The following is a 21,718-nucleotide window of genomic DNA, read 5'->3' on the forward strand; positions in this document are numbered from 1 at the left end:
CCCTGAACCCGCGAGAGAGCACGAAAAACGGCGAGAGGCCGTGGGAGTCTACGCCGCCCTCTCAGGGTGCCGGCGGCTCCCCCGCGTACCGGTCGTGATCGCCGTAGAAGTTCATCATAGCGAACTTGAGCTTCTCGGGGTCCAGGTCCAGCAGTTCTTCCCGTTCCTCGTGCGGGAACGTACCGTTGACGCTGTAGGTTCCCAGGTCGGATTTGGCGCGTCTCGAGTAGCGTCGGTCGAGGAGGGCGCGGACGCCGACGTCTTCGGGCGAGCGGATCACCCGCCCGAGCGCCTGCCGGGTCTTCCGAACGGTGGGGATCTCGACGGCGTAGCGCCACCCGGTGTCGGTCCCCTCGAAGGCGGCGTCGTAGGCCTCTTGCACCGCCTCGGCGCGGTCGTCGAGGTGCGGGTAGGGGACGCCGACGACCAGTACCGTGTGAGCGTCGTCGCCGTCGAAGCTCACGCCCTCGGCGAGGGTTCCCCAGAGCGATGTACAGCAGACAGCGTGCTCGTCGGCGACGAATTGCTGGCGGAGTTCCTCGGCGCCGACGCCCGGCTCGTCGAGGTAGACAGTTGCGTCGGTTCGGGCCTCGAGGCGCTCGGCGTACCGGGCTGCCTCGCCGTAGTTCGGGAAGAAGGCGAGCGTGTTCCCGGGGGTCATCCGGACGGCGTCGTAGATGGCCTCCTCGACCTCGGCCTGGACCTCGGGGTCGTCGCGGGCGGAGGCGAACAGCGCGGGCGTCTCGACGGCGTACGTTCGCCGGCGATCCTCCGGGAACTGCAACCCGTAGGCCATCGTCACGCACTCCTCGAGGCTGAGGACGTCCTCGGTGACCTCGAACGGCTGGATGGTCGCGCTCATCAGGACCGTCCCGGAGACGGCCTCGAAGAGCTGTCCGGTGACGTGGCGGGGGAGACAGCTGTACAGTTCTGCCCGGCCGTAGACCTCGTCGGTGCCTGCGTCCCGGCGAACGGAGACGACGGGATACAGCCCCTGGTCGGTCCCCTCGTCCATCCAGGCCGCGACGAACGCGGCCGCTTCGAGGGTCTGACACTCGGTTCGCGTCGCAGTTTCGCCCTCACGGTAGGCCTTCTCGTACTCCTCGTCGAGTTGCTGGCCGAGTTTGCGCGCGGCCTCGAGGTCGCCCTCGATGCCCTGGCCCGAGTATGCCTGCAGGAAGGCGAGCGTGAGGTCGTCCCTGCGGTCTTCCTTGCTGATCGGGACGTCCTCCCAGTTGTCGCCGACCGATTCGCGCTGGCCGAAGCCGAAGCTGTCCTCGTAGGTCTCGACCAGCGCGTCGCGAAACGCCTCGAGCACGTTCGCGGCGTCGTCGGCTCGCGGGTCGTCCGTCTCGGCGAGTTCGTCCAGCGCGCTGTCGAAGGTTCGCTCCGAGCACGCGCGGCTGGCATGGTCACGGGCGGCGTCCTCGACGTTGTGCGCCTCGTCGAAGACGGCGATGACGTCCTCCGGATCGCGCCCGAGCCAGCGAAAGAACTGCTCGCGGATCATCGGATCGAGCAGGTGGTGGTAGTTACAGACGACGAGGTCCACGCCCTCGAGGCCCTCCTTCAGCAGTTCGTAGCCACAGAGTTCGCGTTCGTCGGCGTACTCGTAGATCTCGTCAGGCGTCCGGACGTCCTCGAACAGCCAGCCGAAGAACTCGTCGGTGGCCTCGGTATCGAGCAGGTTGTTCCGGTAGTGATCACAGACGTTCGCCTCCTCGAGATCCTCGATCTGGTCCTCGAGGTTCTCCAGTTCGTCCATCACGGCAGCGCGGGCGTCGGCGGCCGACTCGCTGCCGGCCTGACTCTCGGCGAGTAAGTCGCGCTGGCGCTGCTCGAGCTGGGCGTGGTCGCTCTCGGCCTCGACGAGCGCGCGGGTGTTGTCCCGCAGGGCCTGGCACTCCTCGTAGCCGACGTCGATGTGACACATCGAGGACTTACCCTTGAAGACCACCGCGCGGATGGACTCCTCGCGGGTGATCGCCCGGGCCTCGGCGACGAACTGACGCATCTGCTGGTGGACGTTCGTCGTGATGACGACCGTCTTGTCCTGCTCGCGGGCCACCTCGAGGGCGGGGACGAGCGCCGAGAGGGTCTTGCCGGTCCCGCAGGCGCCCTCGAAGAGGACGTTCTGCCCGCGCACGAGGGTGTTGTAGATGCGGTCCATCGCCTCGCGCTGGTTCTCGTAGGGCTCCTCGTACGGGAAAAAACGCAGGTACTCACCCACTCCTGGCACGACTGATGATTGGGAACCCATCCGATAAAAGGGTTCGTCTCGCCCGTGAGTGGTCAGTCGAGCAGTCCGGTCGGCTCGCGTTCGGTCAGGCGACTCGAGTTCGGGCAGGACGATTCGAGTTCGATCAAGCCGACCCGAGTCCCGACGTCTCGGGTTCGATGTAGACCCGGTTGATCTGACTATCGTGTTCGCGCAGCGCGTCCTCGATGTCGGTGATGCGGTCGTCGACGGCTCCCGCATCGAGCGACGGATCGAACGCGACGTCGGCGGTGACCAGCAGTTCCTCGGGACCGAAGTAGACCGTCCGGAAGTCGACCAGACTAACGACGCCGTCCCAGTCGGCGACGATGTCGCGAAGTTCGTCCTCGGCGGGCTCGGGGAGGCTTTCGCCGAGGATGAGCCGCTTGTTCTCCCAGGCCAGCGCGACGGCGAAGCCCATGAGCAGAATGCCGATGACGAGGGCCGCGCCCGCGTCGTAGATTGGGTTCTCGAACGTTCTCGAGAGGTAGATCCCGAAGAGGGCAATCCCGGCGCCGGCGAGGGCGATGGCGTCCTCGGTGAGCGCGGTCAGCGTCGTCACGTCGCTGGTCTTGCGGAAGGCCTCGCGTAAGGTCTCCCAGCCGTGCTCGTCCATCTGAGCGGTGATTCCCTGGTAGGCCTTCCAGAAAGCGTACGTCTCGAAGACGATTGCCCCGATCAGGACCGCGTAGTTGACGTAGATCGGATCGATCGAGGCGCCGAGTATCGACACGGGTTCGTGTGCTCGATGAACTTCGCCCGCCTGCAGCGCCTGGTAGCCGTGTTTCGCGCTCTCCCAGCCGGCGATGCCGAAGAGCATGATGCTCACGAGAAAGCTGTAGAAGAACTGCGCCTTGCCGTGGCCGAACGGGTGCGACCGGTTCGCTTCCTGGGCGCCGTACCGGATGCCGATCAGCAAGAAGACCTGGTTCCCGGTGTCGGAAATCGAGTGATAGGTCTCCGAGAGCATCGCGGGGCTCCCGGTGAGCATGAAGCCGATAAATTTGAGGACGGCGATCGCCCCGTTCGCGAACAGCGCGGCGAGCACGACTTTAGTGCTACTGGCCATCGGTTCCTCCTTCGAGACAGGTCACTAAAGAAGTACGGCAGTCGAATCGGGTCGAGGGGTTTCGAACGCCCGTCACCGGGACGTTCCCTCGAGCCACGTCCCGAAAATGGACAGACACTTTTATCCGCTCGTTGCCCCGAGAGAGCACAATGGGAATCGGGAACACACGGGTTGCGGTCGTCGCCGCGTTCGTCGCGCTTATCGTCCTCTCGGGGACCGTCGCCGGGACCGTCGGTGCGGCCGTCCCGGCTGTGGACGCTAACGGAACTGACGGAACGCCACTCGAGGGGCAAACGGCGGACGGGATAGCGCTCGAGAGACAGACAACGGACAGGACGTCACTCGAGGGACAGACGGCCTCGTCCCTCGAGACCGCGACCACCCAGGACGACGACCTCGTCCAGGCCTGCGCCGCCGAACCACCAGACGACTTCGCCGCACCTGCGGACGGAAACGACACCGTCGGCTGGTTCGACGGCTACTGGTACAACCAGCCACTCGAAGTCGACGCCTCCGACGGTCTGACCCAGGCACAACTCGAGAAAGTCAGCGCCCGAACCGCTGCCCGGATCGAGGCGCTCCGGTGTCTCTCCTTCGAGACGCTGCCGCCGGTCGAGATCGTCGACCGCGAGACGTTCGCCGAGGAGAGCGCCGGCCAGTACGAGAACGTCGACCAGCGAACTCGGCAGTTCGACAACGCCCAGTTCGAAACCCTGCTGCTCATCGGAAGCAACGACGACGCAGTCGACGTGCGCCAGGCGGACCGAAATGCGACCGTCGGCGGCTACTACGACTACGTGAACGACGAAATCGTCGTCATCTCCGAGAACAGCGACCAGCTACAACTCGACGAGGCCATCCTGGCCCACGAACTCGGCCACGCCCTCCAGGACCAGCACTTCCCGCTCGAGGAGTACGTTCGCAACACCACCGACCGCGACAACGCCGTCCTCGGTGTCATCGAAGGGGACACCCACCGGATCGAACAGCAGTACCTCGAGTACTGCGAAAACGACCGGTGGAACGAGCCCTGTATTCTCGACGACGGCGCCGACGGTGAGGAGGGCGAGCAAGCACAGGCGCCACCGAACTGGGGGCTGTACTTCATGCAGTTCCAGCCCTACAGCGACGGCCCCTCGTTCGTCCAGTCGGTCTACGACGAGGGCGGCTGGGAGGCCGTCAACGCCCTCTACGACGACATGCCCGACTCCGCCGTCGAGGTGATCTACCCCGAACGCTACGGAGACTTCGACGCGAACGACATCGAGGTGCCCGACCGCTCGAGTGACGACTGGGAACGACTCACGTTCGAGGAGGGCCCGAACTACAACGTGATCGGCCAGGCCGGCCTCTCGGCGATGTTCATGGACCCCGCCTACGACGGGACGCCAGTCGTTCCCCCGGAATCGTTCCTGAACCTCGAGGCTGGCGGCGGGGTCAACACCACCGATCCCCTGAACTACGACCTCGAGGCCACGAGCGGCTGGCAGGGTGACAAACTGTACGCCTACGAGAACGGCGACGACGAGACGGCAACGGTCTGGGCGCTCGAGTGGGAAGACGCCGACGAGGCCGCTACCTTCGTCGAGACCTACGAGCAACTGATCGAGATTCGCGGCGGCGAGCCCGTCGAGGGCACCGCCCACACCTACGCGTTCGGCGACGGCTCCGCGTTCGACATGGCGTTGACGATCTACCCCGAGGACGACCGCCTCTTGATCGTCACCGCACCCACCGTCGACGACCTGACGGCCGTCCACGGCGACGTCGAGGTGCTCGAGGCGGGTGAAAGCCCGCTCGTGGACAGTGACGGCGAGACCGACGAATCGGGCGCCAACGACTCGAACGGATCCGAGAGCAACGCAGACGACGACCCGGGCGCCGACGACTCGACTGGCGACGATAGCATCCCCGGATTCGGGATCGGTGCCGCCCTCGGTGCCCTGATCATCTCGCTCACCGGACTCGCTCGCGTCCGGGGGAACCGATAGGAACGCCTTACTCGCTGGCTCCCCTCGAGACCGACATGCGAACGCGCGGCCACCTCATTCTCGTCACCGTCACCGTCGCCCTCCTCGTCGTCCTCGCCGGCTGTGCGGCCCCGCTGTCGACGCCGAGCGACGCGCCCGCCTCCGCCGACCGGGACCTCGGCACGATCTACGGCTACAACGCGACGAGCACGCTCGAGGTCGACGATCCCGCGCGGGTGAGCCAGGCTGAACTCGAGGCCGTCACCTACCGCGCGATGGCTCGGCTCGAGGAACTTCGCGGCCTCCGGTACACCGAGGACGTCGCGGTCGAGGTGTGGTCCCGCGAGGAGCTCCGCGAGTGGTACGGCGAGAGCGAGCCCGCGGGCGCGTTCACGAACGAACTCTGGCGCGCCGCGTTCGTCGTCGACGGCGAGACCGACGTCAACGCCGCGTTCGACTCGCTGTACGGCGATTCGGTGCTGGGTTTCTACGTGGACGGTCGAATCGTCGTCGTCACTAACGACCCCGACGCCGACCAGCTCCGAATCGATCGAACCACGCTCGTGCACGAACTCGCCCACGCCCTCCAGGACCAGCAGTTCGGCCTCGAGCGCCGGGGAACGACGGTCGACGCGCGCCGCGCGGAAACCGGGCTCATCGAGGGCGAAGCCGAACTGCTCGCCCATCGCTACGAGCAGCGGTGTCGCGACGATCCGGCGTGGGAGTGCCTGCCCGAAACGAGTGACAGCGGGCTCGAGGGAGACGGTGGATCCGAGAGCGGCGACGAACCATCGGACGGCGACGACGATGGCGACGGTGACGGTACCAGCGAAACGAACCGGTCGCTGAACGTCGGGCTCTACCTCTCGATTTACGCACCCTACGCCGAGGGGCCGACGTTCGTCCAGTCGGTCTACGACGCCGGCGGCTGGGACGCCGTCGACGCCGCCTTCGCCGACCGGCCGACGAGCACCAGTCAGATCATCCATCCCGAGCGCTACCCCAACGACCGCCCGGTCGACGTCGCGGTCGACGATCGCTCGAGCCCCGCGTGGTCGCCGATCACCGACGACGGCGGCGACGTCCGAACCGAGACCGTCGGCGAGGCGACCCTCTTCGGGGCGCTGTGGGCCAACGGGGCGCTGGATCACTCCCTGCTCGACGAGGAACGCGAGTTATCGCCGTACAACTACTCACATCCCGCTACCGCGGGGTGGGCCGGCGACACGTTCGTCGCATACGAGGCCACGTCTGGCGACGGTTCGGGCGAGGACGGGGACGGCAACACGGACGGCGACAGAAACGGAGCCACCGGCCACGTCTGGGCCCTCGAGTTCCGCACGCCAGCGGACGCCGACCGCTTCGCCAGTGCCTACGAGCGCGTGCTCGAGAACCGGGGTGCCGAGGAAGTCGACGCCGAGCGCGCGACGTACCGAATCGATGACGACGAACCCTTCGCCGGGGCCTATCGGATCGTCGTCGACAGAAGCCGCGTCGAACTCGTCGGTGCGCCGACGCTCGAGGGGATCGAGGGGATTCGTCCGTCCGAGGAAGCGCGGGAGACGACGTCGTTAGTCGTCGGTGGAAGCGCGCTCGAGGTGCCGGAAGCGGTCGGGACGGTTTCGGCCCGAGTTTGAGTCCGATACTGATCCCGAATCCGTCCGGACCGGCGGTTCAGCCGGGGAGCGAACCCGCTACGCTTCCCGCTCGCTCCGGCCCGGCGAGCGTGAGCGTCCATTGGTGGAGATAGGGGCAACGCCCCCCTATCGTTTGTGGTCGGAACATCGAGCGTCTTACAGGAGCGAGGCGGGCGTCGAGATGGAGGCGGGTCTGCGTGAAGACCTCACACTAGCCGGCGACGAAGTTTATAACCGAGCGGGGCATAGGACCGTTCGACCGAATGGAAGAGAGTATTTCGGGATTCAAAGTCCGTGGTGACTGGGGCGACGTCGTCGAGCACGGCGAGCGAATCACCCAGGCCCTCCGCGAGACGGGCGTCGACGATCCCGACCTCGACGTCGGCGCGCGGTTAGCCCGCGCGTTCGAGGAGTGGGACGAGTGGCGACCCAAGGCCCACGAGCGCCTCGAGACCGAGGTCAGCGAGAAGACGGCCGAGCAGGCCAGCGTCGAGGAGGGCAAGGGTGAAAAGGCCGGCAAAAATCCCGACGACGACCTCAAGACAGCCGGCGAGAAGTTGTCGGCGTCCTACGAGGCCCTCGAGGCCGACGAGGCCGACGAGGCCGTCGATAGCTGGAGAGAGTCGGTCGATTACGTCGCGCGCGCAGCCGACACCGCCGGCCGAAAGGCGATTCGACGGGTCGAAGACACCGTCTACCAGAAGGTGATGACCCAGCTCGCGCCGTACTACTTCGACAACGAACTCGTCAGCGCGAACATCCAGCAGAGCGGCCGGGGCAACGGAACCCAGTTCGTCTTCGAGGTGAACGTCAACGACGACGTCCTCAAGTCCGACGTCTCAGACCTGCTCACCGAGTACGAGGACGAGGTCGATCGCTGGCACGTCGAGACCGAGAAGGACACGGAACGAGCCGAGGCCGTCGAGGGCGTCGAGCCACCGCCGGAGCCCAGCGACGGGTCGCGGTCGACGACGAACTGACGGCGGCGAATTCCCCTGCCCTCCACAACCTGACATCCACCCGATGGGTAGCGACCGGTGACCGATCACGAGGTTCCCACGAACGGCCTCGAGCCGCGTCCGGCGACGCCGCTGGGTCGGCACACACTTGTATCGGTTGGCCGAATAGCGAACGAATGGTCGAGATCGCGACCCTCCTGACCTTCGCCCTCGCCGCCCTCGCCAGCCTCTTCATGGCCTGGGCTATCGGCGCCGGGTCGAGCGGCTCAACCCCGTTCGCCCCCGCCGTCGGCGCGAACGCCATCTCGGTGATGCGGGCGGGCTTTCTGGTCGGAATACTCGGGTTCGCCGGTGCCGTCTTACAGGGGGCGAACGTCTCCGAGGCGGTCGGCGCGGAACTCATCGACGGCGTCGTTCTCTCGCCGGCCGCCGCGACCATCGGACTATCGATCGCCGCCGTCCTGGTCGCCATCGGCGTCTTCGCGGGCTATCCAATAGCGACGGCGTTCACGGTGACAGGATCGATCATCGGCGTCGGCCTCGCGATGGGCGGGGCACCAGCCTGGCCCAAGTACCAGGAGATCGCCGCGCTGTGGCTGCTCACGCCGTTCGTCGGCGGCGGGATCGCCTACCTGATCGCCCGACTGCTCCGGGACGAACCCGTCTCCGAGCGAACGCTCATCGTCGGTCTCGCCGGCGTCGTCGGCGTGCTCCTCGCGAACATCGAGTTCGCCGCCCTCGGCGGGGTCGACGAGAGCGCGTCGCTGGCGCTCACAGCGGGTACCGCCGTCCCCGGCCCCGCACTCGCCGGACCCATCGCCGTGACTGCCCTCGTCGCCCTCTTCTGGGCGCTCCTCTTCTGGACCGACACGCGCGAGACGATCGAGCGCGGCGAACGACACTTCCTGCTCGTTCTCGGGGGGCTGGTCGCATTTTCGGCAGGCGGCAGCCAGGTGGGCCTCGCCATCGGCCCCCTGCTCCCCCTCTCGAGCGACCTCGAGATCCCTCTCACGGCGCTGCTGGTCGGCGGCGGCGTCGGCCTGCTGGTCGGCTCCTGGACGGGCGCTCCTCGGATGATCAAGGCGATCTCCCAGGATTACTCCTCGCTCGGGCCCCGCCGCTCGATCGCCGCGCTCATCCCCTCGTTCGCCATCGCCCAGACGGCCGTGCTCTACGGCATCCCCGTCTCGTTCAACGAGATTATCGTCAGCGCCATTATCGGAAGCGGCTACGCCGCCTCGACCGCCGACGGCGGCGGGGTGAGCGCCCGAAAGATGGGGTTAACCGTGCTGGCGTGGGTGCTCTCGCTGGCCGGGTCGATCGTCCTCTCGTACGCGGGCTTTCGGCTCCTCGACTGGCTGCTCCTCTAGTGTCGAGCCTGAGACGGTGAGACGAACTGACATCTCGTGCCCGGTTCGTCTCATCGACGATCGAGGGAGACTAGACTGGTGGTCCGCCCGTTCGGGCGGACCGAACGGATTTTAATCGCCCGGACCCGACCTCGAGTATGGCAGACGCCCAGCCGATCCAGTGGCGGCGGGACGCGACGACCTCGCGCGCGGTGCGAACGCTCTGGGCGTTCGGCGTCGGGACGTTCTTCGCCGTCATCTCGATCGTCGCCGTCTGGCGAGTATTCGACCTGCTCGGACAGGCAGGACCGACCGTTCTGTCGACGACCATCGCCGGCACCGAGTTCGAACTGACGAGCCCACAGGCCGTCCTCGTCGCCGCCCTCCTCGGCGTCGCTGCAGCGATCCTCGCCCTCGCCACCAGCGCCCACACGCAGGCGCGCCTCGAGCGACTCTTCGCTGGACTCCCGCTTCCGGTCTCGACCCCCGGCGAACGCGGCCTCCAGCGAGCGATGGACGCCGCTCTCGGCACGCTCGCCATGGTCGGCGTCGTCGGCGCACTGATGCTCGCCGGCCGTCTCGTCTCCCAGGGCGACCTGCTCCCCGTCGGGGCCGGCCCGTTCACGTTCCTCGCCGCGTTCACGCTCCCGCTCGCACTGATCGCGCTCGTCGGCTCCTCGTTCCTGCGCTCCGTGGGGACCATCGACGCCGACGAGGGCGCCATCTACCTCCACGATCCCGAGGAACGGATCGCCCTCGAGCACCTCGAGGCCGCGTCCGTACGAACGGTAGGCGACACCGCGATCGTCACGCTCGAGTACGCCACTCCCGACGGGCGATACGTTCCCGGCCCGCGGCGACTGGTCGTCCCGCCGGTCGTGGCGCGGGAACTCGAGGCCCTGGTCGGCCGGTCGCGGTAGCGCGAGATTCGGTTCCGGCGTTCGAGCGACTCTCCTCATCGTTCCAGCGCTCGAGCGTGCCTCATCGTTTCGGCATTCGAATGTGCCTCCGCACGACAGAACAGGCCGCTTCGCGGGTCGGGTCCGTCGATCCGACCGATCACTCGTCTTCGATCGGTACGCTCTCGTCCGCGCCTGCGTCTCCGTTTCCGTTTCCATTTCCGTTCCCGTTTCCGTCGTCGACGTCACTATCGTCACGAGGCTCGTCCCCGTCGACCGCTTCTTCGTCCTCCTCGAGGCCAAGTTTCTCGAGTCGAGCCTTCATGATTCGGGTGTTTTCGACCTCTTCGACGGTGATCTCGACGCCACCGTCCTCGTCGTACAGTATGGTTTCGCCCTCCTCCACCAGTCGCCCGGCACGGTTGAAGATGAACCCCGCTATGGTCTCGAACTCCTCGCCTTCGGGGAGTTCGATGCCGAGGGCCTCGTTGACCTCCTCGATGTTGACCTCGCCACGGACGACGACGGTGTCCTCGTCGACTTCCTCGACCGGTTCTTCCTCGCCGCCTTCGAGGATCTCGCCGACGATCTCTTCGACCATGTCCTCCATCGTCACCAGCCCCTCGGTGGTGCCGAACTCGTCGATGACGATGGCCATGTGCATCCGGTTTTCGCGCATCTCGCCCAACAGTTCGTCGACGTTCTTCGACTCCGGGACGTGCAGCGTCGGGCGAATAACGTCGTCCATCGTGAGATCCGTCGACTCGCCGTAGTTCAGGTCACGGACGAGGTCGCGGATGTGGACGACGCCCTGGACGTTGTCCAGGCTGCCCTCGTAGACCGGAATCCGGGCGTGGCCGCTCTGGATGCTGGTCTCGATGGCCTCGTCGATTCCGGCGTCTCGCGGCACGGCCGTCATGTCGAGTCGCGGCGTCATCACCTCCTTGACGATGGTGTTGTTGAACCGGAAGATGCGGGTAAGCATCTCGTGTTCTTCCTCCTCGAGGACGCCCTCGCGCTCGCCGGATTCGATCATCTCCTGGATCTCGTCGCGAGTGACGTAGGGCGTCTCGATAGCGCCGGTCGCCGAGCCGGTCAGGCGGTTGATCTGGCGGGTGAGGTAGTCGAAGAGGACGACGAGTGGGTAGAGCAGGTACTCGGTCGCCTTGAGCGGTTTCGCCGTCCGAACGGACCAGGTCTCGGTGTGTTCGACGGCGTAGGACTTGGGGGCGCTTTCCCCGAACAGGAGGACGATGGCAGTGATGCCGAACGTCGCGATCAATACGCCCACGAGGCCACCGAAGTGGATGGACAGGACGGCCGTCGCGATAGAGGACATGGCGATGTTGGCCACGTTGTTGCCGACCAGAATAGTTACGAGCAACCGATGTGGGTCCGATTTGAGCGCCTGGACACGCTCTGCGCCGGGAACGCCCTCCTCGACCATCCCCTCGACGCGGTGTTTCGGCAGGGAGAACATCGCGATCTCCGAGGAGGAGAAGAAGGCGGAGAGCCCGATGAGCAAGATCACGGTGATCGCACCGAGGATCGTCACGATCGATTCGTCCATCTCCAGCCCCAGTCCTGGGACCGTGTACGCGAACACGACCGCTTCGAACAGCGAATACACCATTAACTCCCTGTCTGTTATCACCGGACTGATTAACGTTTTACCCTTTTGAGCCCCGACACCGTTTTTGCACTCGTCTCCCAATCGGGAGTTATGTCAGCACCGACCGACTCGCCGCGAACGCTGTACCGCTTGCAAGGGTGTCCCTACTGCGAACGGGTCGTCTCCCGACTGCAGGCGTACGGCCTCGAGTACCGATCGCGCTTCGTCGAACCGATGCACTCCCGACGAAACGCGGTCAAGCGCGAGGCCGGGGTCCGATCGGTTCCCGTCCTCGTCGACGAGGAAACTGGAGTCACGATGGCCGAGAGTGCAAACATCGTCGATTACCTGGATTCGGTTTACGGTGACGGCGCTGGAGGCGCTGTGGACGCTACAGGCGCTGCGGAAAGCCGGGGTGACGACTAGTGGTCGACTTCGACGTCGTCGACCTCAGGCCGGCCGATCATCCCGAAACGGGAACGACGGCGCCAGACTTCACCCGACCACTCGTCTCGAGCGAGTTCTGGGAGGACCGGTCGCTGTCGGCGTTGGCGGCCGAGGAGGGCGGTGCAGTCGTCGTCTTCACCCCCATGATCGGCTCGTTCGTCGCCCAGTACGTCTGGACGGAACTCGCCGAGCGCGAGTGGGGCGAGCGCGCTCGTGTCGTCGGCGTCTCCGCCGCGAACCCCTACGGCGTCGCTTCCTTCCTCAGGGAACGCGACCTGCCGTTCGAGATCGTCGCCGATCCGGGCAACGACGTCGCCGAAGACTACGGAATCGCCCACGACCTGGACGGCATGGCTGGCCTCAGCGAGCCACGGGTCGCCTTCTTCGCCGTGGACGCCGACCTGACGGTGACGGGGTCGTGGGTCGCCACGGAGTGGCCGGAGTTCCCCGACTACGACGCGCTCGAAGAGACGCTGGGGCTCGAGTAGCCAACGGGCGCCTCAGAAACCGGACTGGCACGAACGTTCGAGCGTCCGCTCCTGCTTCTGTTTCTGCACCCGCTCACCGCGAGTCGAGACCCGGATAGTCCACGATGATCCCGTCGACGCCGGCGGCTCGCAACTGATCGAACTGGATCCAGGTGTCGACCGTCCAGACGTTGATCGCTCGTCCCTCGTCGCGAGCAGCCTCGAGCAGATCGATCGTCGGCGCTTCCGAGACGCCGGCGTACGATTCCGTCGAGAGCGCCGTCCCGGCAATCGCGTTTCGCGGCGGATGAATCGCCTCGCTGTCGTACTCGCGAGCGACCTCGAGCCCCGTCTCGAGGTCGTCCTCGACGAGCGTTCCGATGGAATACTCGGGTGCCACGTTCCGGATGGCCGCGAGCGCACCGGCACAGAACGACGAGAAGAGCACCTCGCCGTCGAAGCCGTCACAGACCTCGACGACGCGCTCGACGAACGGTTCCCAGATCTCACGGCGTTCGGCGCGCGCACTCGACGACAGCGACTCCGCCGGACGGATCGACGGCGTCCCCGGGTTCTTGAGTTCGACGTTGACGCCGACGCCGGGGCCGACGGCCGTGAGGAACGCCTCGAGGGTTGGGACCGTCTCGTCCGTCCCCAGGACGCGAGCGTTCGAGAGGGTCTCGAGACAGGTCTCCCACACCAGCCCCATGAAATCGGTAAGCGGACGCCCGTCGCGAGTCCCCTCGAGTCGGTCGTCGTGAATCACGACCGGCGTTCCGCAGGCGGCGGGCTGGACGTCGATCTCGATCATGTCCGTCGAGGGGTGCTCGCTGGCGACTCGAGCCGCCTCGATCGTGTTCTCGGGGGTGATTCCGGCGAATCCGCGGTGGGCGATGACCGCTGGCTCGGGCATGGCTGGCAGGATGGCCGGCGGTGAGTTGTAGGTTCCGGAGCGTCTCGTACCGATCCGTTGTCACGCCCCTGTTACTTGCGAAGCGTTGCCAGCGTTTCCGCCGCCTCGTGGGCCGCCTCGAGACACGCCTTCGCGTACCGCGGGTCGTCGGCCTCGGCGGCCGCCCGCGAGAATCGCTCGAGCGCAGTTACGAGGGCGTCCGTGCCGGCTTCGAGGTCACTGCTGACGTCGACACCCGATCCGGAACTGGAACCGCTCGATGGGACGGTCGACGGTGCTCGGCTGCGTTCGGCGGTTCTGGGGGTGTCGGGAGCATCGGCGGTTCCGTGGGTTTCGGGCGTCTCTCGAGGGATCCCGTGTTCTGGCTCCTCGTTCACCGTACTGGACGTGGCGCGGGTTTCGGGCGTCGCCGCCGATCGATCTGCGTCGGCATCGCCAGCACTGGTGCTCGAGGCCGCGTGCTCGGGGTCGTTCGCGGCTTCCGTCTCCCCGGCAGGTACCTCGCTCGAGGGTCGGTCGTCCGCTCGCGTCTCCGCGGTTGACCCCGTTTCCGTGGTTCGACTCGCGTCGCTGGCACCGTCGTCGACCGACGCCTCGACGCCCTCCGGTCCGCCGTGACAGCTCGGGCAGAAGGTCGTCCCCTGGTAACGAAAGAGGGGGTCGCCGCAGACGTCACAGTGAGTGTTGGTCATCGTCGCCCCCTTGAGCAGAAGGTCGCTCATCCGCTGGGTCGCCTCGCGGTCGGCCTCGTCGCGCTCGTACTTCTTTCGAAGCTTCTCGCGTTCGGCTTCCTTGTCAAAGTCGCTCATATCCGGTGTATGGGAGGCAAACGTCGAAAAAGCTACGGACTGACGCGGGCTGGCGCCGACCTCGAGGCCGGATCGCTCTGCCCGGTCACTCGACCCGGCGATACATTCCCTTCGAGGCCGGACGAGTCTCCTCGAAACCGAAGCGCTCGTAGAATCCGTCGACGTCGGCCAGCAGGTTGACGTAGGCCGATTCGGACGCCGTCTCCTCGATGTAGGCCCACAGTCGGTCCATGATGTGCGTGCCGAGCCCCTGCCCCTGGTGATCGGGATGGACAGCCATATCCGAAATATGATAGACCGCCCCATCGTCGCCGACGATGCGGCCCATGCCGACCGGTTCGCCCGAGGACTCGTGGATCACGTGCACCGCGAACACCGAATTCGGGAGGCCACGCTCGACAGCCTCGATCGACCGCGGGGCCATGTCCGCGGCTTCCCGGAGGGCGACGAACGCTTCGGGGCTCGGCGGCCGGGGGACGAGGGTGTACGGCCCCGGGAGGTCGGCTTCGACTCCCTCGGGCCCTTCGTCCCTCTCGACTCCTTCGGCCGCCGGGTCGGTCGTCTCGCCGAGCACCGCTCGTTCGACGGCGTCGACGGCCGCGGTCGGCGTCTGGACGGTTTTCACGGTGGGGACGTCGTGAGTCTCGAGGCCGACAACCGGGCGACCGTAGACGAGGGCGAAACCGATCTCCGAGAGGGTTCCGGGACCGCCGCTGAGCGCGATGACCGCGTCGCCGTTCAGTGGGACGAGCGCGTTCCGGGCGTGACCCATTCCGGTCGCGATCACCGTCTCGACGTGCGGATTCGCGTCCGCGCCCTCGCTCGAGGGCAGGATGCCAATCGTCTCGCCGCCGGCCTCGCGTGCCCCGCGGCAGACCGCCTCCATCGTCCCGCCCCGGCCGCCGCAGACGACCGTGTGCCCGCGTCGGCCCAGTTCGCGACCGACCGCGGCCGCTCGCTCGGTCTCCTCGTCCGTGATCGATCCGCCGCCGACGACGCTGACGCGCATGCTCGAGTGAGGGACTCGAGCGTGCAAGGCTGGTTCGGTTCCCGTCGGGACGGGTGACTCGAGTGCGACAGCACCGCCACCGCGGCCATCCCCGACGGCCGACCACGGGCGGTCCGTCCAATCGCCCGACGCTCCGCTCGAATCCCGTTTTCCGACGGATTTAACGCGCTGGCAGGAGACGGTGAACGTGGTATGACAAAAGTGAGCGTGGTCGGCGCGGCCGGCACCGTCGGAGCCGCGGCGGGCTACAACATCGCACTGCGCGGAATCGCTGACGAACTCGTCTTCGTCGACATTCCGGACAAGGAAGACGACACGGTCGGCCAGGCGGCCGACGTCAACCACGGCGCCGCCTACGATTCGAACACGGTCGTCCGCCAGGGTGGTTACGAGGACACCGCGGGATCGGACGTCGTCGTCATCACGGCCGGCATTCCGCGCCAGCCGGGCCAGACCCGGATCGACCTCGCGGGCGATAACGCCCCGATCATGGAGGACATCGGCTCCTCGCTCGCCGAGCACAACGACGACTTCGTGACGATCACGACCTCGAACCCGGTCGACCTGCTGAACCGACACCTCTACGAGACGGGTGACCGAAGCCGGGAGCAAGTGATCGGCTTCGGCGGCCGCCTCGACTCCGCCCGGTTCCGGTACGTCCTCTCCCAGCGCTACGACGTCCCCGTCCAGAACGTCGAGGCGACGATCCTGGGCGAACACGGCGACGCGCAGGTTCCCGTATTCTCGAAAGTGCGCGTCGACGGCGAGGATCGCTCGTTCTCGGACGACGAAAAGGAGGAGATCCTGAACGAACTCCAGACCTCAGCGATGAACGTCATCGAGAAGAAAGGCGCCACCGAGTGGGGCCCCGCCACCGGCGTCGCTCACATGGTCGAGGCCGTCCTGCGAGACACTGGCGAAGTGCTGCCCGCCAGCGTCTTCCTCGAGGGCGAGTTCGGCCACGAGGACACCGCCTTCGGCGTCCCCGCGAAGCTCGGCTCGAACGGCGTCGAGGAGATCGTCGAGTGGGACCTCTCGGCCTACGAGCGCGAACAGCTGGGCGAGGCCGCCGAGAAGCTCACCGATCAGTACGAGAAGATCGCCTAGAGCGCGGGCTCGAGTCGCGTTCTGACGGCGAACCTCGGGTTTGGACACGATAGCCGGTAGCGACAGGAGTGGAATCCGACTCGAGGAGCGAAAGAAGGGAACGGTCAGCATCTCGACGAAAGTCGACCTAGGCGTCTTCGGGAAACCGCGACTGACGTCTCAGAACGGGCCGCCGCCACCCATTCCGCCCATGCCACCGCCGCCCTGCTGTTGCATCTGCTGCATCATCCGCTGCATCTCCTTGTCCGAACCCATTCCCTGGAACTGCTTGAGGGTGCGCTCCATCATCTTGAACTGCTGAAGGAGTTCCCGAACGCTCTCCTCCGAGGTTCCGGAGCCGCGAGCGATCCGGCGAATCTGATCGGCACCGATCGCTCGCGGATACTCCTTCTCGGCGTCGGTCATCGAGTCCATGATGACCTCGAACGTCCGCATCCGGTCTTGAGTGACGTCCATCGCGTCGTCGGGCAACTGATCCTTGATCCCGCCGCCGAATCCGGGGATCATGTCCAGCACCTGATCGAGGGGCCCCATGTTGTTCATCGCCTCCATCTGCTTTTGCATGTCGTTGAGGGTGAATTGCCCCTGGAGCATATCCTCGGGATCCCAGTCGTCTTCCTCCTCGCCAGTGTGCTCCATCGCGCGCTCGACGCGCTCGGCGAGCTGGGCGAGGTCGCCCATCCCCAGCAGTCGGGAGATGAAGCCGTTAGGCTCGAAGCGCTCGATGTCCTGGACCTCCTCACCGGTCCCGAGGAAGGCGATGGAGGAGTCGGTCTGGTCGACCGCCGTCAGCGCGCCACCACCCTTCGCCGTCCCGTCGAGTTTGGTGATGACGACGCCGTCGATCCCCACGGACTCGTCGAACTGCTGGGCCTGGTCTTTCGCCCCCTGACCGATCGCCGCGTCGAGCACCAGCAGGCCGACGTCGGGGTCGACCACGTCCTCGATGTCCTCGATCTCGTCGATCAGATCGTCCTCCAGGGCGTGGCGACCCGCCGTGTCGACGATATGGACGTCTGCCTCGCTCGTCGCCTCGAGGCCGTCGCGGGCGATCTGGACCGGGTCGTCGCCGTCGGGGTCGCCGTAGAAGTCGACCTCGGCGCGCCGGCACATCTCTTTGGCCTGCTCGTAGGCACCGGGCCGGAACGTGTCGGTCTGGATCACGGCGGGCCGGAGCCCCTTCGTCGAGAACCACCACGCCATCTTCGCGGACGTAGTCGTCTTCCCCGACCCCTGGAGCCCCGCCAGCAGGATGGTCTGTTCCTCGAGGGGCAGGTCAGTCGACTCGCCGATGAGATCGACCAGTTCCTCGTAGACGATGCGGAGGACGAAGTCGCGGGCGGGCGTCCCCGCGGGTGGCTCCTCCTCGAGCGCGCGGGTCTTGATATTGTCCGAGAGCTCCATCACCAGGGAGACGTCGACGTCGGCCGACAGCAATGACCGCTGAATCTCCTTGACGACCTCCTCGACGTCCTCCTCGGAGATGCGCGACTTGCCGCGGAGTTTGTCGAGGGTGCCTCGGAGGGAGCTTCCGAGATCGTCGAGTACCATTTGTATGCCGATAGGCGACGATGCGGTTAAAGCCTTGTCCGTTGACCCCAGTCACAGCGCCGCCAGTTCCTCGGGCATGCCAAAGGTGTGAATCCGGTCGCCCACGCGAATCGGTTCGCGCCCCGCCGGAAACGGGTGGACGTCGCCGTCGCGTTCGATCACCAGGACGGTTCCCGGAACCCACTCGACGAACTCGCCCTCGAGGTCGTCCCCGGTCTCGACCGTTCGCGTCGAAATCGTCTCCGGTGCGCGCTGGATCCGCCGAACCAGTTCTCGGCCGTCGTCGGGCGCCGCCGCCCGGATCGCAAGCCGGTAGCGGTGCTCGTCCTCGAGATCCGCCGTCACATCGGCCTCGACGATGATCGTCGCGGTTGGGCCGTCGACCCCGCACAGGACTCCCATCGCGACGAGGCGGCCGTCCTCGTCCCGGACCTCGAGCGGGTCGCCGTCGCTCGCCGCGGCGGGAACGTCGCTGTCGATCGCGACCGCCTCCATTCCCGGCGGAACCGTCGGACTTCGGCCCGAGTGGAGACGACCGACGGCAAGCGAGTCGATCGACCCGTGCGGCCCCACCTCGAGTACCGTCCGATCGACGTCGAAATCCACCTCGAGTCGGTCGCGAAGCCGTCGCTCGAGCCCCGATTCCGAGAGGCCGCGAGGAACGATCAGTCGTCGACCGGCCAGCCGCCGTTTCGTTCCCTCGGCGACGGGACGGTACCCCTCGAGGTCGCCAATCGTGTCGGGAAGCGTCAGCGAAACGGCTACTCCCGCTGAACGGACGAGTCCCGCCGCGACACGATCACCCTCGACTCGCCGAACGTCGAACACCGCACAGGCGAGGTAATCGCCGACGGAACGACCGCCAGCGGTGGCGAGCAGGGTGCCCGCAAACACGCCGAGTAAGTAGCTGCTACTGGCGTACCCGACCAGCGGTGCCGGCTCGACGAACGCATCGCGGACGACCGCCTGGACGAGGAGGACGGACGCCGGGACGGCCGAACCCGCGACGATAGCCGCACCCGTCGACAGCGCCCGGCCCGTCGCCCAGCGAGTGACGAACGCGGCGCCCATCGCCACGACGCCGGCCAGGACGGCGAACCCGAGGACGGACAGCACCGCAGTGTGCGTCCACTGGGAGACCAGTGCGAGCGGCGCGCTCGAGGAGAGGGCGAGCGTCACTGGACCGCCTCCGCGAGAACCCCGGTCGATAGGGTCGAATCGTTCCGACCACACTGGCGAGATTGGCGATTGCCATCATCGACCGTCGACGACGCCGACGGAGAGAGCGCGTTCACCCGGCGTTCGTCGCCTACGACGATGGCCACCTCGCCCGGTACGAGAGCCGAGTAGTCGGGCTCGAACTGCCACGTCACACCGTCGTCGCCCTCGAGACGTGCCGCGAACGGCCTGACGTCGTCTGCAGCGTCGAGTTCGGCGAGCAGGTCGACGTCGAGGACCACCCGTCGAGCGCCCGTTCCCGCTCGCTCCAGGAGCGACCAGGTTTCGAACGCCTGGGAGCGTCCGTCCGGGACGACGACGAGACGCGCCCGATCGGTCGCGAGGACGTCCCCGGCGTCGCTCGTCCGAACGGCAACCGTCACGCTGGTGACGCCATCGGACGCCGTCGCGCGCGTCGATTCGAGTCCGTCGTCGAGGCAGGGTACGTCGACGACCGACCCGGGAACGGACGCCGAGTCCGTCTCGACGCGCACCCGGTCACCCGCCGCGAGTCCGTCCGGGACGCGGGCCGTGAGAGACACGGCACGAAACCCCGGTCGAATCCGATTCGAGACGCCGTTTCTGGGTGGTGCTGCGCCAATGGACGCTCGGCCGCGAGCGTCGATCGAAACGCGAACGGGCGCCAGGTCGTGGGCCGTCCGCAACCGATCTTCGAGGCGCGACTCGAGCGCCGGAAGCGGCAGATCCGCCGCCAGTCGCCAGGAACCCGCCTCGAGTCGGCGGCGTCGCTGGCGGTCGAGCGGTGGATAGCCCTCGAGGTCGGCGACGTTCGTCGCGGTGACGGTAACTTGCCCCGTCGCGTCGATGTCGTCGAGGGCGGCGCTCGAGAGGGTCGGTTCGCGGACGAGCGAGCGGGTCGTCCATTGCGGAATTGTCGCCGCGAATCGGTCGGCGACGGTCGCGGCGTAGACCCCCAGTACCGCGGCGACAGTCGCTGCGAGGACGAGTCTGAAACCACTACCACCGGCCGTCTCGAGGAGGTCCAGGTGCCAGGAGACGGCGAGCGTAGCGAGGAAAGCGGTAACGGCGATTGCCGCTCGCGGGGGCATGCCGTCGAACGCAGATCGGTAGCAAGCAGCGACCACCGCGAAGGCGGGGGCGACGGCGAGTCCGATCAACAGACCGTAGGCGAGACCCGCGAGGGCGTCGACTGGAAGCGACATGGCCGCCGCTTGCTGCGCCATCCAACTTATACTCTCGGAGGCCAGCAAACGAGAGTTTATATCGCAGAACGAGCTCACAACGGGCCGTGACGTTCGTTATCGGACGCGACGACGGCGGTGGCGGCGACGGGGATCACGGTGACGATGGCGACACTGGCGACGACGATACCGGTTGCAGCCGACCGACCGCGAACTTCGGCACGTACCGCGCCCGCGACGGGAGCCCCGGCGCGGCGCTCTTCCTGGACCTCGACGGGCCGCACGCGGTGTCGATCGTCGGCAAACGCGGCTACGGCAAGTCCTACACGCTCGGGGTCGTCGCCGAGGAACTCGCCCGCGCTCGCGGCGTCTCGCCGGTGATCGTCGACCCGATGGGCGTCTTCGGATCGCTCGCGGACCCCGCAGACGGTGCGCCCGTTCCGGCCACCGTCGTCGACCGACCGACCGTCGAGCCGTCGTCGCTCGATCCGAAATCGTGGTGTGCTCTCGTCGGCCTCTCACCCGAAAGCGGCGCCGGCAGCCTCCTCTGGCGAGCGGCCCAGCGCGAATCGACGCTCCAGGCGATGGCCGAGCGGATCGAAGCCGCGGACGCGCCGCGGGCCGACAGACGGGCGGCGAGCAACCACCTCGAACTCGCCGACGCCTGGGGCGTCTTCGATCCCGATGGACTCGCCGCCGCCGATCTGGCGGGTCCGGACGCGACCGTCCTCGACGTCTCCGGACTGGCCGATGCGCCGATGAACGCCGTGGCCAGGGGCGTCGCCGAGGCGCTCTACCGGGCCCGGGTCGACGGCACGATCGATCGCTTGCCCTGGCTGCTGCTCGACGAGGCCCACACCTTCTTCGACGGCGTCGCCCGGCCCGCCCTCGAGACGATCCTCACTCGCGGTCGAGCCCCCGGGGTCAGTCTCGTGGCGGCCACCCAGCGTCCGAGCGCCGTTCCCGCCGTGGGCATCTCCCAGTCCGACATCGTCGTCTCCCACCGACTGACGGCGAGGGCCGACCTCGAGGCGCTCGAGACTGCACGGCCGGCGTACGTGAGCGGATCGCTGGCCGATCGGCTGCCCGAGCGACCGGGAGAGGTCGTCGTGATCGACGACGCGACGGAGACGATACACGTCGCACAGGTTCGTCGCCGGGAGACGCCTCACGGCGGGGACAGTCCTCGCGCGAGCGAAATGCTATAATCTCCATAGTATTTACTATAAATCATATAGTATTGACGGTAAGTTGCCTCGAGGCCGAGAGTTTAAGTACGATA

At 66.9% G+C, this 21,718-nt stretch carries 17 protein-coding genes and 2 pseudogenes; 9 read left to right on the forward strand and 10 right to left on the reverse strand.

The genetic code is table 11. The annotated features are described in order from the left end of the window. Positions 1-61: 61 nt before the first annotated feature. Both ACFQO4_RS05960 and ACFQO4_RS05965 read right to left on the reverse strand, forming a co-directional pair. Positions 62-2,218: an ATP-dependent DNA helicase gene (locus ACFQO4_RS05960; RefSeq protein WP_500260471.1), complete on the reverse strand. Its 2,157-nt coding sequence runs from the start codon at positions 2,216-2,218 to the stop codon at positions 62-64. Between the two features lie 145 nt (positions 2,219-2,363). Further along, positions 2,364-3,326 carry a cation diffusion facilitator family transporter gene (locus ACFQO4_RS05965; protein ID WP_500260024.1) on the reverse strand — a complete coding sequence of 321 codons (963 nt, stop codon included), beginning with the start codon at positions 3,324-3,326 and terminating at the stop codon, positions 2,364-2,366. A 149-nt stretch (positions 3,327-3,475) separates the two neighbouring features. Here ACFQO4_RS05965 and ACFQO4_RS05970 point away from each other — a divergent pair, with 149 nt between their 5' ends. The 5 genes from ACFQO4_RS05970 to ACFQO4_RS05990 all read left to right on the forward strand — a co-directional run bounded on the left by ACFQO4_RS05970 (position 3,476) and on the right by ACFQO4_RS05990 (position 10,161). Beyond that, positions 3,476-5,317: an Hvo_1808 family surface protein gene (locus ACFQO4_RS05970; RefSeq protein ID WP_500260025.1), complete on the forward strand. Its 1,842-nt coding sequence runs from the start codon at positions 3,476-3,478 to the stop codon at positions 5,315-5,317. A 35-nt stretch (positions 5,318-5,352) separates the two neighbouring features. After that, a complete protein-coding gene (locus ACFQO4_RS05975; protein WP_500260026.1) occupies positions 5,353-6,933 on the forward strand; it encodes an Hvo_1808 family surface protein in 1,581 nt (526 codons plus the stop codon). A 263-nt stretch (positions 6,934-7,196) separates the two neighbouring features. After that, positions 7,197-7,913, forward strand: a complete 717-nt coding sequence (locus ACFQO4_RS05980; protein ID WP_500260027.1) for a DUF5828 family protein — start codon at positions 7,197-7,199, stop codon at positions 7,911-7,913. 155 nt (positions 7,914-8,068) lie between these two features. Next, positions 8,069-9,262 carry an inorganic phosphate transporter gene (locus tag ACFQO4_RS05985; protein ID WP_500260028.1) on the forward strand — a complete coding sequence of 398 codons (1,194 nt, stop codon included), beginning with the start codon at positions 8,069-8,071 and terminating at the stop codon, positions 9,260-9,262. A gap of 137 nt (positions 9,263-9,399) precedes the next feature. Continuing rightward, positions 9,400-10,161 carry a hypothetical protein gene (locus ACFQO4_RS05990; protein WP_500260029.1) on the forward strand — a complete coding sequence of 254 codons (762 nt, stop codon included), beginning with the start codon at positions 9,400-9,402 and terminating at the stop codon, positions 10,159-10,161. A 139-nt stretch (positions 10,162-10,300) separates the two neighbouring features. Here the strand turns inward: ACFQO4_RS05990 and ACFQO4_RS05995 are convergent, their stop codons facing one another. After that, positions 10,301-11,773 carry a hemolysin family protein gene (locus ACFQO4_RS05995; RefSeq protein WP_500260030.1) on the reverse strand — a complete coding sequence of 491 codons (1,473 nt, stop codon included), beginning with the start codon at positions 11,771-11,773 and terminating at the stop codon, positions 10,301-10,303. 90 nt (positions 11,774-11,863) lie between these two features. Between ACFQO4_RS05995 and ACFQO4_RS06000 the strand changes: the two genes are divergently transcribed. Together ACFQO4_RS06000 and ACFQO4_RS06005 are read left to right on the forward strand one after the other, a co-directional pair. Beyond that, positions 11,864-12,178, forward strand: a complete 315-nt coding sequence (locus tag ACFQO4_RS06000; RefSeq protein ID WP_500260031.1) for a glutaredoxin family protein — start codon at positions 11,864-11,866, stop codon at positions 12,176-12,178. Further along, positions 12,178-12,687: a redoxin domain-containing protein gene (locus ACFQO4_RS06005; protein ID WP_500260032.1), complete on the forward strand. Its 510-nt coding sequence runs from the start codon at positions 12,178-12,180 to the stop codon at positions 12,685-12,687. Before ACFQO4_RS06000 ends, ACFQO4_RS06005 begins: the two co-directional genes overlap by 1 nt. A 73-nt stretch (positions 12,688-12,760) precedes the next feature. On the opposite strand, the gene ACFQO4_RS06010 is transcribed toward ACFQO4_RS06005, so the two are convergent. From ACFQO4_RS06010 to ACFQO4_RS06025, 4 genes and pseudogenes are all read right to left on the reverse strand, one after another. Then, positions 12,761-13,579, reverse strand: a complete 819-nt coding sequence (locus tag ACFQO4_RS06010; protein ID WP_500260033.1) for a glycerophosphodiester phosphodiesterase — start codon at positions 13,577-13,579, stop codon at positions 12,761-12,763. A 71-nt stretch (positions 13,580-13,650) separates the two neighbouring features. Beyond that, a complete protein-coding gene (locus tag ACFQO4_RS06015; RefSeq protein WP_500260034.1) occupies positions 13,651-14,388 on the reverse strand; it encodes an Sjogren's syndrome/scleroderma autoantigen 1 family protein in 738 nt (245 codons plus the stop codon). Positions 14,389-14,473: 85 nt separating this feature from the next. Then, positions 14,474-14,854 (reverse strand): annotated as a pseudogene (locus ACFQO4_RS06020) (GNAT family N-acetyltransferase); the annotation flags it as partial. A gap of 96 nt (positions 14,855-14,950) precedes the next feature. Continuing rightward, positions 14,951-15,397, reverse strand: a pseudogene (locus tag ACFQO4_RS06025) (TIGR00725 family protein); the annotation flags it as partial. Between the two features lie 192 nt (positions 15,398-15,589). On the opposite strand from ACFQO4_RS06025, the gene mdh reads away from it, so the two are divergent. Next, positions 15,590-16,504, forward strand: a complete 915-nt coding sequence (mdh, locus tag ACFQO4_RS06030) for a malate dehydrogenase (protein WP_500260035.1) — start codon at positions 15,590-15,592, stop codon at positions 16,502-16,504. Between the two features lie 159 nt (positions 16,505-16,663). Here the strand turns inward: mdh and ACFQO4_RS06035 are convergent, their stop codons facing one another. The 3 genes from ACFQO4_RS06035 to ACFQO4_RS06045 are packed head-to-tail and all read right to left on the reverse strand — an operon-like array spanning position 16,664 to position 20,478. Further along, positions 16,664-18,055, reverse strand: coding sequence for a signal recognition particle protein Srp54 (locus ACFQO4_RS06035; RefSeq protein WP_497902528.1), 1,392 nt, complete (start codon positions 18,053-18,055; stop codon positions 16,664-16,666). Between the two features lie 51 nt (positions 18,056-18,106). Next, on the reverse strand, positions 18,107-19,234 hold the full coding sequence (locus ACFQO4_RS06040) for a DUF8167 domain-containing protein (RefSeq protein WP_500260036.1): 1,128 nt from the start codon (positions 19,232-19,234) through the stop codon (positions 18,107-18,109). Next, the gene (locus ACFQO4_RS06045; RefSeq protein WP_500260037.1) at positions 19,231-20,478 is read right to left on the reverse strand and encodes a DUF8167 domain-containing protein; all 1,248 of its coding nucleotides are present in this window, start codon (positions 20,476-20,478) and stop codon (positions 19,231-19,233) included. Before ACFQO4_RS06045 ends, ACFQO4_RS06040 begins: the two co-directional genes overlap by 4 nt. A 65-nt stretch (positions 20,479-20,543) precedes the next feature. Between ACFQO4_RS06045 and ACFQO4_RS06050 the strand changes: the two genes are divergently transcribed. Beyond that, positions 20,544-21,644 carry an ATP-binding protein gene (locus tag ACFQO4_RS06050; protein WP_500260038.1) on the forward strand — a complete coding sequence of 367 codons (1,101 nt, stop codon included), beginning with the start codon at positions 20,544-20,546 and terminating at the stop codon, positions 21,642-21,644. Positions 21,645-21,718: the final 74 nt, after the last annotated feature.

The organism is Saliphagus sp. GCM10025334, assembly GCF_042663485.1.
Taxonomy (GTDB): Archaea; Halobacteriota; Halobacteria; order Halobacteriales; family Natrialbaceae; genus Natronosalvus.